18 protein-coding genes, 1 tRNA gene and 1 pseudogene are annotated in these 15694 nt (G+C 61.6%); 10 read left to right on the forward strand and 10 right to left on the reverse strand.

Going from position 1 to position 15694, the window contains the following annotated elements:
- Nucleotides 1-17: 17 nt before the first annotated feature.
- The 5 genes from ASE59_RS02305 (at nucleotide 18) to ASE59_RS20520 (ending at nucleotide 5911) form a co-directional block, all read left to right on the forward strand.
- Nucleotides 18-2699 (forward strand): hypothetical protein, encoded by a 2682-nt coding sequence (locus tag ASE59_RS02305; protein ID WP_056451541.1) that lies wholly within the window; start codon nucleotides 18-20, stop codon nucleotides 2697-2699.
- 166 nt (nucleotides 2700-2865) lie between these two features.
- Entirely contained in the window at nucleotides 2866-4788 is a 1923-nt protein-coding gene (locus ASE59_RS02310) for a potassium transporter Kup (protein WP_056452752.1), read from the forward strand.
- Complete coding sequence (locus tag ASE59_RS02315; RefSeq protein ID WP_056451544.1) at nucleotides 4785-5303, forward strand: 2'-5' RNA ligase family protein; 519 nt, start codon at nucleotides 4785-4787, stop codon at nucleotides 5301-5303. The genes ASE59_RS02310 and ASE59_RS02315 overlap by 4 nt, the downstream gene beginning before the upstream one ends.
- 50 nt (nucleotides 5304-5353) lie before the next feature.
- Nucleotides 5354-5430: transfer RNA gene (locus tag ASE59_RS02320), tRNA-Met, on the forward strand.
- A gap of 277 nt (nucleotides 5431-5707) precedes the next feature.
- Nucleotides 5708-5911 carry a hypothetical protein gene (locus tag ASE59_RS20520; RefSeq protein ID WP_056451546.1) on the forward strand — a complete coding sequence of 68 codons (204 nt, stop codon included), beginning with the start codon at nucleotides 5708-5710 and terminating at the stop codon, nucleotides 5909-5911.
- 45 nt (nucleotides 5912-5956) lie between these two features.
- On the opposite strand, the pseudogene ASE59_RS20525 reads toward ASE59_RS20520, so the two are convergent.
- The 8 genes and pseudogenes from ASE59_RS20525 to ASE59_RS18935 all read right to left on the reverse strand — a co-directional run.
- A pseudogene (locus ASE59_RS20525) lies at nucleotides 5957-7009 on the reverse strand (recombinase family protein); the annotation flags it as partial.
- Between the two features lie 94 nt (nucleotides 7010-7103).
- Nucleotides 7104-7382, reverse strand: a complete 279-nt coding sequence (locus ASE59_RS02335) for a hypothetical protein (protein ID WP_056451554.1) — start codon at nucleotides 7380-7382, stop codon at nucleotides 7104-7106.
- Nucleotides 7379-7996, reverse strand: a complete 618-nt coding sequence (locus tag ASE59_RS02340) for a hypothetical protein (RefSeq protein ID WP_156359824.1) — start codon at nucleotides 7994-7996, stop codon at nucleotides 7379-7381. The genes ASE59_RS02335 and ASE59_RS02340 overlap by 4 nt, the downstream gene beginning before the upstream one ends.
- Entirely contained in the window at nucleotides 7993-8226 is a 234-nt protein-coding gene (locus ASE59_RS02345; RefSeq protein ID WP_056451559.1) for a hypothetical protein, read from the reverse strand. Before ASE59_RS02345 ends, ASE59_RS02340 begins: the two co-directional genes overlap by 4 nt.
- On the reverse strand, nucleotides 8226-8402 hold the full coding sequence (locus ASE59_RS19420) for a hypothetical protein (RefSeq protein WP_156359825.1): 177 nt from the start codon (nucleotides 8400-8402) through the stop codon (nucleotides 8226-8228). The genes ASE59_RS02345 and ASE59_RS19420 overlap by 1 nt, the downstream gene beginning before the upstream one ends.
- Nucleotides 8402-8641, reverse strand: coding sequence for a hypothetical protein (locus tag ASE59_RS02350; RefSeq protein ID WP_162235259.1), 240 nt, complete (start codon nucleotides 8639-8641; stop codon nucleotides 8402-8404). Before ASE59_RS02350 ends, ASE59_RS19420 begins: the two co-directional genes overlap by 1 nt.
- Before the next feature lie 223 nt (nucleotides 8642-8864).
- The gene (locus ASE59_RS02355; protein WP_162235260.1) at nucleotides 8865-9290 is read right to left on the reverse strand and encodes a hypothetical protein; all 426 of its coding nucleotides are present in this window, start codon (nucleotides 9288-9290) and stop codon (nucleotides 8865-8867) included.
- Between the two features lie 208 nt (nucleotides 9291-9498).
- The gene (locus ASE59_RS18935; RefSeq protein WP_082458026.1) at nucleotides 9499-9774 is read right to left on the reverse strand and encodes a DNA-binding protein; all 276 of its coding nucleotides are present in this window, start codon (nucleotides 9772-9774) and stop codon (nucleotides 9499-9501) included.
- 52 nt (nucleotides 9775-9826) lie between these two features.
- Between ASE59_RS18935 and ASE59_RS21010 the strand changes: the two genes are divergently transcribed.
- Nucleotides 9827-10204 (forward strand): helix-turn-helix domain-containing protein, encoded by a 378-nt coding sequence (locus ASE59_RS21010; RefSeq protein ID WP_162235261.1) that lies wholly within the window; start codon nucleotides 9827-9829, stop codon nucleotides 10202-10204.
- 141 nt (nucleotides 10205-10345) lie between these two features.
- Here ASE59_RS21010 and ASE59_RS02365 read toward each other — a convergent pair whose 3' ends face one another.
- Both ASE59_RS02365 and ASE59_RS02370 read right to left on the reverse strand, forming a co-directional pair.
- The gene (locus ASE59_RS02365) at nucleotides 10346-10654 is read right to left on the reverse strand and encodes a Rap1a/Tai family immunity protein (protein ID WP_056451565.1); all 309 of its coding nucleotides are present in this window, start codon (nucleotides 10652-10654) and stop codon (nucleotides 10346-10348) included.
- A 196-nt stretch (nucleotides 10655-10850) separates the two neighbouring features.
- Complete coding sequence (locus ASE59_RS02370) at nucleotides 10851-11264, reverse strand: hypothetical protein (protein WP_056451566.1); 414 nt, start codon at nucleotides 11262-11264, stop codon at nucleotides 10851-10853.
- Nucleotides 11265-12030: 766 nt separating this feature from the next.
- Between ASE59_RS02370 and ASE59_RS19425 the strand changes: the two genes are divergently transcribed.
- The 4 genes from ASE59_RS19425 to ASE59_RS02390 all read left to right on the forward strand — a co-directional run bounded on the left by ASE59_RS19425 (nucleotide 12031) and on the right by ASE59_RS02390 (nucleotide 15561).
- Complete coding sequence (locus tag ASE59_RS19425; RefSeq protein WP_156359828.1) at nucleotides 12031-12777, forward strand: hypothetical protein; 747 nt, start codon at nucleotides 12031-12033, stop codon at nucleotides 12775-12777.
- Between the two features lie 118 nt (nucleotides 12778-12895).
- A complete protein-coding gene (locus tag ASE59_RS02380; protein WP_156359829.1) occupies nucleotides 12896-13549 on the forward strand; it encodes a hypothetical protein in 654 nt (217 codons plus the stop codon).
- Between the two features lie 428 nt (nucleotides 13550-13977).
- Nucleotides 13978-14925 carry a retropepsin-like aspartic protease gene (locus ASE59_RS02385; protein ID WP_156359830.1) on the forward strand — a complete coding sequence of 316 codons (948 nt, stop codon included), beginning with the start codon at nucleotides 13978-13980 and terminating at the stop codon, nucleotides 14923-14925.
- Between the two features lie 237 nt (nucleotides 14926-15162).
- Nucleotides 15163-15561, forward strand: a complete 399-nt coding sequence (locus ASE59_RS02390; RefSeq protein WP_156359831.1) for a hypothetical protein — start codon at nucleotides 15163-15165, stop codon at nucleotides 15559-15561.
- Nucleotides 15562-15694: the final 133 nt, after the last annotated feature.

Raw genomic sequence — 15694 nt, forward strand, 5'->3', positions numbered from 1 at the left:
CCATCGGAGATACGACCATGCCGATCACTCGACGCGGCCTGATGGGCGCGACCATGTTAGCGGCGGGTTTACGTAGCCTGCCGACATTTGCCGCCCCCGCCGGGCAGCGGCGACCGGTCAACGCGCGGGCCAATTGGGTCGAAGGGCACCCGCCCGCCGCGCACGCCGGGCAGACTTTTGGCATGGCGTGGCCGCGCGGTCGGGTGTCGGCGCGGCGGGGCTGGACGGTCAGCGACGCTGCCGGCCGGCCCTTGCCCGCGCAAAGCTGGGTCACGGCGACCTGGCCCGATGGCAGTGTCAAATGGACCGCCCATGCCCTGCCCGCCGATACGACACTTGGCGCGTTGATCGTGGTCGGACCGGGCCGGGCGACGCCGCCCGAAGCGCCGGTGCGGGTCGAGGAACGCGCTGACACCATCCTCATCGTGACCGGCGACCATCGCTGGGAAATTGGTCGCAGTGGCGACGCTTTCGTTCGTCGCGCGACCTGTGGCGACCGCATGGTCCTGCGCGACGCGGCGCTGGTCGCCGAGTTGCGGCAGGGCTCACCCGAAGGCCCGCGCCTGCCGCTCAGGGGCCGTATCGACCGAGTGACCGTCGAGCAACGCGGGCCGGTGCGCGCGGTGGTGAAGGTGGAGGGCTATCATGTCGGCCCCGGACAGCGGGTGCTGCCGTTCGTCGTCCGCCTCTATGCCTATGCGGGATCGCCGGGGCTGCGGATCGTCCACAGCTTCGTCCATGACGTCGATCCGGCGGCATGGTTCGTGTCGGGGATCGGGCTGTCCACCGCCGTACCGATGGCCGCGCCGCTCCACGATCGTCATGTCCGCATCGCGCTGGACGACAAGGTGATGTTCGTCGAGGCGATACGCCCCTTGACCGGACTGCGGCGCGATCCGGGGGAAGCGACGCGTGCAGCGCAGATTGCCGGTCGGGCGACGCCGCCCCCGTCGGCGATGGCGAAACCCGTCGGCGATCTGCTGGAACGGATACCGGCTTGGGGGGAGTTGTCGCTGGGGCAATTCTCTGCCCAAGGCTTTACGCTCCGCAAGCGGACGGGGCCGGACCATGGCTGGATCGACGCGGCGGAGGGTGGTCGGGCGCCCGGCTTCGCCTATGTCGGGTCGCCGCAGGGGGGCGCCGCGATTGGCGCCCGCTGGTTCTGGCAACGGCATCCGAGCGAGATCGCGGTGACGAACGCGACGGGCGACAGCGCCTACCTGACGCTGTGGCTCTGGTCGCCGCGCGCGGGCGCGATGGACCTGCGATCCTATCGCGGCGTGATGGGGATGGAGGGGTATGATGCGCAGAATGAAGGGCTGGCGGTAACCTACGAGGATTACGAGCAGGGTTGGGACAGCGCCACCGCCATCGCTCGCACCAGCGAGTTGATGTTGTGGGCATTCGATGCGACGCCGCCGACCGACCGGTTGCAGGCGCTGGCCGCGATCACCGCCGATGCGCCGCAACTGGTTGCCGATCCGGCCGGGCTGCATGCCGCGGGGGTGTTCGGCCATTGGAGCCTGCCCGACCGCTCGACGCCCAACCGGACCGCGATCGAGGACCAACTGGTCCATCTGGTCGATTTCTATGCGGGAGAGGTCGATCGACGTCACTGGTACGGCTTTTGGAACCATGGCGACGTCATGCACAGCTATGATTCCGATCGCCATCAATGGCGATACGACATCGGCGGCTTTGCTTGGGCCAACAGCGAATTGTCGCCCGATCTGTGGCTGTGGATGCAGGCGCTGCGTACCGGTGGTGGGCAGGCATATCGCCTGGCGGAGGCGATGACCCGCCATACCGGCGAGGTCGACGTGTATCATCTCGGCCGTTTCCGAGGGCTGGGCACGCGCCACGGCGTGCAGCACTTCAGTGACAGTTCCAAACAACCCCGGGTCAGCAACGCCGCCTACCGCCGAATCTACTATTACCTGACTGCCGACGAACGGGTCGGTGACCTTATGCGCGACCTGCTGACATCGGACCGCACGTTGGAGACGGTAGAGATCGGCCGCAAGGTTCCGGGCGGCGAGCGTCCCGACCTGCCGGACGGTGTGATCGAAATGTCGTTCGGGACGGTATGGTGTTCGCTGGCCGCCGCATGGCTGACCGAATGGGAACGTACCGGCGATCGGCGTTGGCGCGACCGGTTGATTGCCGGCATGGATAGTATCGGTCGGCTGAAGAATGGCTGGATCGCCGGCAGCGCTCCCTATGATCTGGCCAGTGGGCGGTTCGTCGGGCCGGGCGACAAGGTGTCGATTTCGCATTTGAACGCGGTCTTCGGCGCGGTCGAGATCAACGCGGAACTTCTGCAACTGCTCGACGTGCCGCGCTATCGGCGGGCATGGCTCGATTATTGCCGCTATTACAACGCGCCGCGTGCGGCGTTCGAAACGCGCTTCGGACCGCGCAAGGGATCGGAAAACTTGGCCGAAGCGCATTCGCGGCTAACCGCCTTCGCGGCATGGGCTGAATCCGACCCGAGCCTTGCGACCCGCGCATCGAACGAATTCTTTGCCGGCAGGGCGGGCCTTGGCACACGCATGGGCGATCCACGGCATGCACCTCCCGGTGGCATCGTCGAATGGCCGGGGATCAGTACCAACGCCGCGTCGCAATGGGGACTGGCTGCCATTGAAAATCTGGCACTGATCCCTGCCGCGATCGATGTCGGCAAGCTGCGGTCCTGACGCCAAGCCAATGCGAAATTCCGTTCATCGAAGGTGCAGGTCACCGCGCGCATCAGCGAACGTTGCGCGGCTATGGTGCGCGTGCTAACGGCGCGCGATCAAACCATTGGGACGCGGTCGACATGACCAATATCGTTGCCACTTCGGCGCGGTCCACGCGCCCGTGATCTTTTCCCAAGAGGCTTCCGGCGAAGCCACCGACCTTCCCGTCGAGGGACCGGGCCATCACGGCCCTGCGCAGTCGCTTGCCAAGCTGTCGCTCGGCGCGCTCGGTATCGTCTATGGCGATATCGGCACCTCGCCGCTCTATGCGATGAAGGAGACGTTCGTCGGGCACCACCGGTTGCCGGTCGATCAGGTCAACATCTTCGGTGTGGTCAGCCTTGTCTTTTGGTCGTTGATGCTGATCGTGACGTTGAAATACGTCTTTATCATCATGCGCGCCGACAATAACGGCGAGGGCGGCAGCCTTGCGCTGCTGGCGCTGATCCAGCGCAAGACCGGCGGTGGACGCTGGACGTCGAGCCTCGTCATTTTGGGCGTGCTCGCCACCGCCCTGTTCTTCGGCGACTGTATGATCACGCCGGCCGTGTCGGTGTTGTCGGCGGTCGAGGGGCTGGCGACGGTCAATGCCGGCTTCGATCCGTTCGTGATTCCGATCGCGGTCGTCATCATGATCGCGCTGTTCTGGCTGCAAGCCGTCGGGACAGCGGGGGTGGGGCGGCTGTTCGGTCCGATCATGATCGCCTATTTCGTCACGCTGACCGGGCTGGGCATCCTCAACATCCTCGAACGGCCGGAGATCGTGCAGGCGCTGAACCCTATCTGGGCAGTGCGATTCTTTGCGCAGGACGGCCTTCTCGCGTTTCTGGCGCTCGGGTCGGTCGTGCTGTCGGTGACGGGGGCCGAGGCGCTCTATGCCGATATGGGGCATTTCGGACGTCGGCCGATTTCGATCGCGTGGCTCTACTGCGTGTTTCCGGCGCTGATGCTGAACTATCTGGGGCAGGGGGCGCTGCTTCTCGCAAACCCCGATGCGGCGTCCAACCCGTTCTTCTTCATGGCATCGGAAGATTTCCGGTTGCCGCTGGTGATCTTGGCGACGCTCGCGACGATCATCGCCAGCCAAGCGGTCATCACCGGCGCCTTCTCTGTGGTGCAGCAGGCGGTCCAGCTTGGGCTGATGCCGCGCCTTCGTATCGAGCATACCAGCGCCGATGCGGCCGGGCAGATCTACATCCCGGCGGTCAACTGGGCGTTGCTCGTCATGGTGCTACTGCTGATTTTCGGGTTCCAGGAGTCATCCAATCTCGCGGCGGCGTACGGCATCGCGGTGACCGGTACGATGTTCATCAGCACTTGCATGATCGCGGTGCTGATCAAACGCGTCTGGAACTGGCCGATCGCGGCGGTCGCCGGGTTCATGGCGATCTTCCTGTGCATCGATGGCGCCTATTTCGCGTCGAACCTGACCAAGGTTCCCGATGGTGGGTGGTTCCCGCTGCTGGTCGGTATCGTCGTCTTCGTCCTGCTCACGACCTGGGCAAAGGGGCGCAAGCTGATGATCGAGCGGATGCGCGAGGCGGCGATGCCGATCAAGGTGTTCATCCAGTCGGCAGCGAGTTCGGCGACCCGCGTGCCCGGCACCGCGGTGTTCATGACCTCTACACCCGAAGGCGTGCCGCACGCGCTGTTGCACAACCTGAAGCATAACAAGGTGTTGCACGACCGCGTCATCCTGTTGACCGTCAAGATTGCCGATACGCCCTATGTCGACCCCGAAGTACGGACCAAGACCGAGGATCTGGGGCAGGGCTTCCACCGCATGATCCTGAAATTCGGGTTCATGCAGGATCCGGACGTTCCGGGCGCGCTGAAGGCGGTCGGGTGCTGCGGCGGTGACTTCCGGATGATGGATACCAGCTTCTTCCTCGCACGGCAGACGCTGTTGCCGTCGTCGCGGCCGGGCATGATGATCTGGCGCGAAAAACTGTTCGCGTGGATGCTCCAAAATTCGGAAAGCGCGATGGAGTTCTTCCGCCTGCCGACCAACCGCGTCGTCGAGCTGGGCAGTCAGGTCGAGATTTGACCGACGGTCCCGGCCCCGCCCCGATCATCGTGACCGCCCTGTTTGGCCATGAGGATCAGGCGTGGTTCGATCGGCAACGTCGCGCCTATTTTCCGCCGGAGCGCAACGTGCTGGCGGCGCACTGCACGATGTTCCACCATCTCGCGCCGGAACTGGGCGCGGAACTGAAGCAACGGCTGAACGCAGCGACGCGCGGACAGCAGGCGCCAGTCGCGCGGGTCGGCGGTCTCATGAATTTGGGGCGCGGTGTCGCTTATCGAGTCGAGTCGCCCGAGCTAGAGGCGGTCCGTGCCGATTTGGCGGAGGCATTTGCCTCCATGCTGGTACCGCAAGATCGTGCGGGGTGGCGACCACACGTGACGATCCAGAACAAGGTTGAATCCGCCGAAGCGAAGGCGTTGCTGGCGACTTTATCTGCCGGATTCACACCACGACCGGTCAAAATCGCGGGCTTGGCGAGCTGGTGGTATCGCGGCGGACCGTGGGAAGCATTTTCTCGACACATGTTCGCTTGACCAGCGTGATTCCCGTTCGTATAGGGCCGCCTCCCGACGGGAAGTGGCGGGGCGAAGTAGCTCAGTTGGTTAGAGCACGGGAATCATAATCCTGGGGTCGGGGGTTCAAATCCCTCCTTCGCTACCATCATAACCGAGCGGGACGAACGTCCCCTCGGTTTGTCAGTCGCCAGAGCGACCACTGCGCCGAACGACGACAAGACCTCGATATCGAAGCCGTCGTGGTTGTTCGGCATCACCCGAACGCCGTCGATCATGTCTCGAAGGCGCGCCTTTATCTCGTCGTTGGTCGCGCTGCTGCCGTCGAGCGTCGTCGCTAGGACGCGGACGCGTTTGCGATAGTCCTCGACGATCGCAGGGTTCATGGCGATCACCGGCACCGCGTCGATTTCCTGCCGCTCGCGTTGCAGATCGAGCAGCTCGGCCTTCCGGGCCGCGAGCGCTTCGCGCACATCGGCGAAATCGGCGGCACCATCGGCGATCGCGCTAACGAGGCGTTCGATCTGGCCCTGGGTCTTCTTGATTCGGCGGTCGACGTCGCCAGCGTCGAGGACGCGCTCCGCCCGCCGGCTCTCCACCTCCGTATGGTATTCGCGGACCAGCAATGACACGGCATCCGATTCGAGCAGCTTTTCGGTCACGCCGCGCAGGACGCGCGCCTCGATCGCGGACCGGGCGATGGTTCGTTGCACGTCGCAGGTTCCGGCTTCCGGTGCGCGGGTGCAGCCCATTCGACCACCGCCGATCATCGCATAGGCACCGCCACAACGTCCGCACTGCACCAGCCCGGATAGAAGGTGCTTCGGGCGCCGGCGCTGGTTCAGTGGCCCGCTGGACCGATCTGCTGCCATGTCCTGGACCTGCTGCCACAATTCCTGCGGCACGATGCGCAGTTCGGGCATTTCAACCGAGACTCGCTCCTCAGCGGGGTTGACCCGGGAGATGCGGCGACGGGTCTCGGGATCGCGCCGCATGTGCAGGCGGTTGTAGAGGTACCGCCCGGCGTAAATCGGGTTGTGCAGCACCCCCAAACCCCGAGCCCGCGATCCGGCGATGGCGGATGCCCGCCAGTCGCCGCCGCGCGGTGCCGGGATACCATCGGCGTTCAACCCCTTGGCAATCGCCTTCGGACCGCGACCGGTGGCATATTCGCGATAGATGCGCAGGATGACGTCGGCCTGCTCCGGGACGATCCGCCGGATACCGCGATCGAGCTCGCCATCCGGTCGGATCGCGGGCACGACCTCATAGCCGTAGGCGAGGCCGCCTGGCACTCGACCGCGCGAGACCGTCCCGCGCTGACCGCGCCTGATCTTTTCCGCCAGCTCCTTCAGGAACAGAGCCGACATCGTGCCCTTCAGCCCGATATGAAGCTCCGACACGTCACCTTCGGTCAGCGTGTGAATGCGGACGTTCGCGAACTCGAGACGCTGATAGATCGTCGCGATATCGGCTTGGTTGCGGGCGATCCGATCGATCGCCTCCGCACAGACGATATCGAACGATCCGGCGGCCGCATCCGCCAGCATCGCGGTCATCCCGGGCCGCCGGTTGGATGCGCCGGAGATGGCGATGTCGGTATAGACGCCGGCGATTTCCCAGCCTTCGCGTTCTGCACGTGCCGAGCAGCTGGCAATCTGGTCTTCGGCCGAATGGGCGGACTGAAGCTCGGTCGAGAAGCGGGCGTAAATGGCGCAGCGGGGCATGGGCGACTCCGGGATGGGTAGGCGCGCGCAACATCCTCGGCGGCCATGTCAGCGGCAATGGCGCGGATCAGCGCGGCCAGCGGGGGCGCGACGTTCATGCGTCAACGCCTGCTCGCTGCACAGGCGCAGCGGGGGTGTCCGGAAGGGGAGCGGTTGTCGCGCTGGTGGCGATGATCGTCACGCGCCGTTTGGCGCGGAGCGTTACGACCGCAATGACGCCGAGGCGTCGCAGATCGGCGAATGCCTTCGCCGCATCGGATGTGTCCGCGCCGATGCTTTCCGCCAACACCGCGTTGGTCGGGCAGGCAGCGCCCTCGTTGGCAAGTCGATCCAGCACGTTGAGCACCCTGCGCTGGTTGATGGTCAGCTTCATCCGCACACCTCGTCAGCCAGTTCGCGCAATTGCCATTCATCGATGGGTGCCAGCCGCTGGTCGGGTACATGCCATCGCTCCTGTTCGGGTCCATCGTGCTTGTCCACCGGGCGAACAAGGACGCGCCGAGCCTTCAGCGCGTTGATGGCTGCATCGATCGATGGCCAGCGTTCGAGCAGGTCGGTACGTCGGAGGGCGTCGAGATCCGTTGGATCGGCTGGCCGCCGCCCAGCGATACGGTCACGGTCGGCGGCCGTGCGCGTCGCTTCGTCGAAGGCACGCCGTTTCGCCGCATAGATCGTCTCGCCCTGTTTCAAATCGAGACGATCGGCCCAGCGCTGTTGGGTCGCCTCCGCATCGCGCAGTGCATCGCGCAACTGGTATTCCGACTGGTCGCGGCCGGGAATGCTGAACAGTTCAAGCCGCAGCCCGGCCTTCGTGGCGATGGCGGTTCCGCGGGAGATCGCCGCGTCGCGTTCAGCGACGAATGGCGTCGACCAAGCCATCTGGAAGCATTTTGCGGCGAGGCGGACAGCACGAAGGCGATCGGATGGTATCGCGCCGGGCGGCGGGGTGTCGTCACCAAAGCCAATCCGGGTCTGTGCCGTCGTCACAGGCCGACCATGATTTGCAGGCCGGGGCCGTCGAGCGCCCAGTCGGTCAACCATGCTGCGACGTAGCCGACGGCGAAGATCGCGACCGTCTCAATCGCGGCGCGGAGGTGATAGTCGCGATCGGATGGGGCTGGGCGATCGCATTCCCGGCAATCGCAATCGATCAGGTGAATGATCCGGGGTCGAGGTGCGGGATCGGCGCTAGTGGCAAAAGGACGAACGCGGGACATCAGCGATCTCCATTTCGGGTGAGGATGCGAAAAGCGGTAAGTGCCAAGAGGCAGGCGAGCGCGGCAGCGACGATCGTCAGCGGCGCGCGGCCGTGGGTGGCGAACCCGACGGTCACGCCGGTAAGGAGTGTCGACACGCGGAACAGGTTGCGGGGCAGACGGGAGAGGGGGCGCATCATCGCGTGCTGGCGCAGCCGATGCAGAGATCAGTCTGATCCCATGCCCAGGGCTGGACCGTCGCGCCGGCCGGTCCGGTCTCCCCGGCAAGGCAGATTCGGCACAGGCGCGGCGCAGGAAGGTCCGCGCCGTCATGAATGAGCGACAGCCGTTCCAGCACGGCGAGATCGAACGGAAAGATTTGTCGCAACGCGATGATAGTCGACCAGCGCACGGCGACGAGGTCGGCCTCGATCATCCGGACCCATTCGATCCGTTCGGTCAGCGGCATCGACGGATCGGTTCCGATTACGCGAACGACGTCCTCGACCGTCAGGCCAGACGCGGTCCGGCGGCATTTCAGATATGCTCCGGGGGACGGGGGCACGATACTCTCCGGGCAGCAGACAGCCGCTCCGCGAACCGGGATGGTCGCGGACCGGGCAGGCAAATGGGGAACGGGCAGCGATGGTCGGCTGGCGTCAGGGCGCTTGCGGCTGTCGCCGGATCATCTGACGCAGGATCGGGGCGATCCGGTTCTTCGCCTGGACGGATTGCATCAGGCCGCGGAGGGCGGCCCGTAGGGTCGAAGGCGACGGGTTCGCGGTTGCGGCGATCAGGGCGGCATGGGCACCACCGGCCTCGCGTACCGAGTCCATCGTGGCCTCCAGCAGCGCCTGTTGATCGAAGGTGATGTGCATGCGCTGCGCATCGAGCTTGACCTTCATGGTCTCGTGAATCGGGCGTCCGCCGATCGTCGCGTCATATTCGGCGTCGAGCAGCAGCGCGTCGTGGCAACTCAGCGCGTCGCGCCGGGCCGGATCGGTCACGCGACGCAGGTATGCCTGGCGGCGGCCGGTCACCTCGGCGGCGCGCGCCATGCCGATCGCACCGATCACGTCGCACAACGCCTGTTCGATCGACAGCGGCGGGCGGGCCTTCGTCATGTGTGTGTCCCCGAAAGCGGAACCGATTGGGACATACAACCGGCTCCGCCCGCGCCTAGGGAGATGCTGCGCAACACCTGCGCCCGGCCGGTACGACACGGATTGGCCGGGCGCAGTTTCCGGCCGTTGCTTGCGCGGCCGAAAGGGGGAAGGGCGTGGGAGCGGCGCTTCATGAACGATGCCCAACAACGCCGTCACTGGCGTTCTGCAGCTCTGCTCCCGGAGCGACCGCGTCAGTCTTAATACCCAACGCAACGGCAATCCGATGCGAATCGCCGCGGATGCACCGCCGCCGGCCGCTCAGAACCTGATGGACGAGCGTCAGCGAAAACCCGCGTTGGCGAGCCCATTCGGAGACGTTTGTCCCGGACGCAAGGAACTGCTCACGCGCGGTCAGGGCGCGCGCGGGCAGGTCACCGTCAATATTGGCGACTCCGTTCGGCATGTGTCATGTATCAATTTGTAGAAACTGGTCCACAAATGCATCGAAATGGATAATGCCGCAAGATGAAATTTCCATTTTGACGGATTTTGTCCCTCGGCTACGCGCATGCCGGAAGCAAATGGGCCTGACTCAAGGGCAATTTGCCGAGCTCGCGGGCGTAGGGTTAGGGGCACAAAACCGTTACGAGGCAGGCGCCACGGAGCCGAGTGCATCTTATTTTGCGCACTTGGCAAACGCAGGCGTTGACGTGGTGCACTTGCTGACCGGACGTCGCGCCGCCGACTCGTTGGATCCGGAAACAAGCGCAATCGTGAGTTTGGTCATAGCGATGGCGGATGATCAGCGCCGCGGACTTCTCTCCTTTCTCTCAACGATCGTACCGAGTGCCACCGACACGGACAGAACCCGGGAGCCGGGTCCAACGGACTGAAGTGGTTCCGTGGGTATCGGTTGGGTATCGTCGCGAAAAGCGTGCTCATTCATGCTCTGCGGACGTGCCGTAGCGTCGGAGCGTGTGTCCGCCGCTAGGATGTCGGAGATTGGTCGAGAGCCGACTTCTAAGCCTGGAGCCTCAAGCGCAATTGGGCCAGTTCGCCGCGATCATACGGTTCACCACGGTCGCAGCCGGCAGCTCCCACTGCTCCGAGTGCTGGTTGAGATGCTCGAGCATCAGCGTGCGGCGCTGCCGCCTGCCGAGTTCGGGAACTACGCATGAACGTTCACTCGCCTTGCTTTCCTTCACAAAGGCTGCGTCCATCAACCCCTTGATGAAGCCATCGCACCATGTATCGAAGCCCGGCTCCTTGCAGGCGGCAAGTAGGTCCCGCCCGCTCGTGACGTTGTGAGCAGAAGCAATCAGCAAGAGTCCAACAATCAGCATCCTGTCGAATCCCCTACAACCACCTTACCGCCAATGTGCAGTGTCCGCTATTCGGCGTCGGCGGACCCATGAGCGGGACTCGAACCCGCCAAACACCTCAATCTTCTGGGGTGCCCGCTCCGACAGCGTCAGGGCCGGTCGAAGCTTACTAGTTTAAGTTGGTGTCGGCTATTGGTGGAAAGCGGACCTTCGCTTACTATTCTGGCACCTTGTCGGCGCGAACTTTCCGGCGGTTCAAGGCGGCCAAGAGACGCGGCTCATGCGCCCTATCCGCCAAGAATGCGTAGCGTTGCGAACCATGAGCCGCGTCTTCGTTACGCACTCCGTCAAACACAATAGCCATTTGTCCAACATGGCCCGAGGTCGCCGGGCCGTCACCTACCACCCCGCAAGATGTCAGCACGCGGTCCTCGATCTTAATTTGACGGCCCGGAAGAATACCTTTGATCGCCTGAACGGGTCGCAATGTAACCTGCCGCCCCAATTTTAAGCCGCTTATGCTGATCTTTTTGCTGTGGACGATCCTCGCCAAGTAGACGTTGCTCGCTTCCTCGAAGTATGAAGCTTCTACCTTAAGGGCATCTGCCGTTGCTCTAGCATCGAGCATCATGCGGGCACGGGCGCTATACTGAGCGTCGGCTTCGCCAGCTTCCCGGAGTGGACGTGGGAGAAGAGTGCAAGCGGAGCCGATGGCAGGGGCGCAAGTTACGCTCGCAGCGAGCAAGATCGAGGGCCAACGCTTCATACCGGCAGCTTCGCCTCTGCTGCGAGCAATGTCCACCCCGATCAGCGGCCCGCTAACGTCCGCTTCTGGGCGTGAGCGGCCATGCCGGAAAGCCACTCTGTCTCAACCTAGCGATTGGATTTGAACCTCAAAGCCCCGAAGGAGTGAAACTATAGACGCTGGCGAGTAGTATCGCGCCGAACAGCATCGCTAGAACGCTAGACAAATCCAAGGCGGCCCAAGCCCACCGCTTCGCTCGCAGATCATTCAACGTGGCGCGACAGCCCGACATGAGACCCGCCAACATGAGCAGCATGATGAGATAAACGAGGATCATCTGGTGATGCTCGCATCGTGACCGGTCGTCCGCAAGTGGGGCGGCAGCGGCCGTGCGGGTATCATCAGGCCTATTGCGGGTATAGACGATGACAGGACCGGCAGATCAAACTGCCGCGGGCGGACGGAGTGTCCGCCGCCGTTCTCTATCACTGCGACTGACGGCGCGCCGCTCAAGATTGTTTCATAAGGATATCTGCCGCAGCCGTAGCGGCTTTGCGATCATAGTAAATACAAGTATGCTCGATCCATGCAGTCCGATAGGCAAGAACCCAAGAAGCCGCGGGTGGAAAATGGGCCCGTCATTTTGTCCGTTGTGGCAGTAGCTGTCGCTATTGCTGCGGCATTTATTTCCTATTTGCAGTATGACGCACAGATAACGCTTGGACGAAAAGCACAGGAAGCAACTGATAAACAAATGGCATTAGCGGAGCAATCGGCTCGCGATAGTGCAAGGGAAACTCAAGAGGCTTTAGCTCTTACGCGAAGGTCTGTCGAGGCGCAGCGAATCTTGGCTGACGAGTACGCCAAGACTGCCATTTTTACCGGAAAGTTAGCCTCCAGTGCGGTTGACTCTGTTGCTCAAGCAAGGAGCGCCGCTCAATTATCTCAACGTGCATATCTCGAATTCGAAATCGAAAGCCTGCCTGCCACAATGAAACCAATTGGCGAGGGTGTAAATCAAGAGACTATTGAACAGACTGAAAATTTCTCGAAGATTGTTCTCGTAATACGGAATAGCGGAAATACGCCCGCTTTCAATGTATCGGGGAGTTACCGTACCACACAGTCTATATATAAAGATTTCACAAGGGAAGATGAGTATGATACCGGTGATTTGGCGCCAATAGGTGCCTTAACAAAAATCAGCAGGCAGCAAGTAGCGTTAGTGCAACTCGCTGACGATGAACACCTATTAGTTGAGGGGTCGGAAAAATTCTATGATATATTTGGGAATGCGCACAACGAAAAGTTTTGTATTCGGGTATTAATGACCGACGTTGAAGCCTGTCCGGGGCAACGTAATTTTAGACCTGCGAATGTAACGCGATCTTTGAAGTGAACCTGTTGGTGTGCCATTCCTATACGAAGCCGTAGAAATAATTACGTGGGCAAACCACGCAATGGCGCGAATAGATAGAGCGTTCGTCGCAATCTGCGAGGGTAGGGAGAAAGTGGCCTTGAGCGAACGAAGGCGATCGTCGCTGCCGCGCCATGGGGCGAAAACGGCTAGCGAGATTTACCAGCTGGTTGGTTCCGCACTCAGTTGGTGGGAGGCTTCTGAAGACGAAATCATGGGCTTGTTCCGCCTCCTATGTATGCCCGGCGAACCAGTTGCGATGCAAACGTTCGTGGCCTCGTCCCGGTCGGTCCGCTATCGGATGCTTCAGGAGGCGATGATCAAGTATAGCGGCCGGATCGACGCCGAACGTATTGCCAAAGTGAAGGCCGCTCTCGTCGCGCTCAATCGCCTCGCTCAGACGCGGAACCAGATCGCGCATGGATATGTAGGGGAGCACAACCACAAAGTTGGTGACGAGGTTGTCGCCTCGGGTAATTATCTTTTGCCGTCGTATAATGAAGCCGAACGAATTGAACGTCAGTTCCGATATTCGCACGTACCCAAGACCATTGCCTCCTTTATTGCCGACGTGCGGCATCAAAGGGGAGAAATAATGGATGTCGCGGATGAGGTCGCGAAGGGCGAACAAGATCGACAGCAAATCCGTATATTAATTTCAAACCTTTCCGATTGCGTCGCGCGTTCTAAGCTCCCTTATTATGACATTGAGGAAGCGTTAAACGATCTGTTGGGACGAATGGCGGGGTCGTAATGTCTGCGCGTCATCGCCGGATATGGGCGTAGCCCAGTCGGTACCAGAGATGTGGGTATTGAACGGGTATTCTACTCATCCGCTGCCTAACTCTTGGCCGTTTTCTACGGTCCGTCGGATTCACCGACGGACGGTGCGTCCGCCGCTGACGGCGTGTAGCAACGGCGGACGGTGTGTCCGCCGCTGGATTTGTCGGTATCAGTAAGAAGCGTACAGTTCGCCTTTAGAAATTAACGCATTGAACGCGAACGTTTCGCTGTGCTGAGGTTGACCAGAATGGTTGCTAACCAGTTCGCTCAGGGGTTTGCCTGCATGCTGCTCCAACCCAAAGCGCGAGGGTTGTGCTACGTTCATCCTATGGTTGACGACTGAGCTACAATAGTTCAACCGCGCAAACTTTAGCATCTATCCTGATGATGGAGTAGTAAATGAGGTTCGGGTCTAGCGTACTGGCGGCTTTTATTGCTTCGAGCCTTTCTGCCGGGTCGGTGGAAGCGAAAACTCACTACGTCCCGATCACCTACCGAGTCACATCGGGCGTGCGCCCTTATGTTCCGGTCAAACTTAACGGGAAACCGTTCTTGCTCATGGTGCATGCAAACGCCGGCTTTACTGTCATGACCACTCACGCAAACGCGAAGACCGCTGGTATCGTCAAGCTGGAACACAAAGGCGATTACGGCATCACCGGGACTGGGGTCAGGAGCACTCTCGGGCGTGATACGGCGATTCTGGACAGGTTCGACGTCGGCAGTTTCGTCATGCGAGAATTGCCGATCAGCATATTCGAAATTCCACAGAATCCACCAATCAACGGTATGGCCGGCATCGGCTGGCTCAAGCGCGCGAAGGTCATTGTCGACTATGATCGCGCTCGACTTGCTATTCCGTCGAACGAGGCAGACGCCGTGCGCGAGCGCAAGCGATTGCAAGCAGCCGGCTTTATCGCACTGCCGATGCGATGGGATCCCCAGACCAAACGCTACAGCGTCTTTCCGAAGGTCAACGGTGTCGCTGCCCGGTTCACTGTCTCAACCGTCGGAGAGGTTGTGATCGACGCTCGTTTCGCGGAAGCAGCTGAAATTACCGTGGGGGAATCGACGGGTACCTTCGGCGGTCCCACGGGAACGACCGGAGATCTTCGAAAGACCAACAGTCCCTACACGATCGAACTTGCCGGAAAGCGTTTCGCTGCTCCGGTCGCCATATCCTACGATATATATGCTTACGACGCTGAGGAGCGCCCTACGACCGTCGCCGCACAAACGAACGGCGAGCTGGGTTGCGATTTCATGCGCGCCAACCATGCGGTCATCGATTTCGGTTCCGGGACGCTTTACCTTAAGCCGCCGGCATCGGATCAGACGGCCAGGTAGAGCGTCAGGAGTCGGCCAGTCCCGAATTTGCTATACCGATTCGATATCCTGCTGAGGTTATCGTGCGGGTATTTCACGCACATCGTCGGCCAAAAAGCACGTGTTTCCGCGGCTTTCCTGCGCCGACGACGGACGGTACGTCCGCCGCAAAGCTGCATAAAAATATGATCGCAGGTTACCGTTGACATCGGGGTAACGGACGCGAGAATCTATTTTATGCAGGATGCCCCACCCGTCGTGATTGTCGCACAGCAACAACCGGCGGTGCCGGTGATTGGCGTTGAGTTCCCAAATTGGAAGGGCCGCGCCGGGCAATTCGAGTCCGAGCTCATAGCTCTGAATAATCAACTTTGGCGGCGCGTGAACTTAACCGGCACCGCATACTATTATGTCGATGGCACAGGTAGCTTTCTACGGCTGCTGATCGATATTCGACCCGCTAGCGCTACGCGTTACGCCGAATCTTTTGACGTTACGGTCGATTACATGTGGGATAACGAGAAGCTCAAGACCGTCACGTACGCTTGCGATCGGAAGACCGTAGGTTCAGACTGCGTTCAGAAGATTTTTCTCTCACTTAAGCGGGTTGCACCTTTCTCCGCCGGTAAGAAACCGTCGCAGCATCTTATTTTCTAAATGGTGTGAGAAACCACGAGGCGCCCGTAAGTAAGGAAAGGCGCCCATGGGCGCGGGTGCCTGCCCGTAGAGGGCTGCGGGTATTGTGCGGGTATGCTCCGCGCTGGTCGCGGTCTTGGCCGCGTTCCTTCGC

Source organism: Sphingomonas sp. Leaf10 (assembly GCF_001421245.1).
Taxonomy (GTDB): domain Bacteria; phylum Pseudomonadota; class Alphaproteobacteria; order Sphingomonadales; family Sphingomonadaceae; genus Sphingomonas.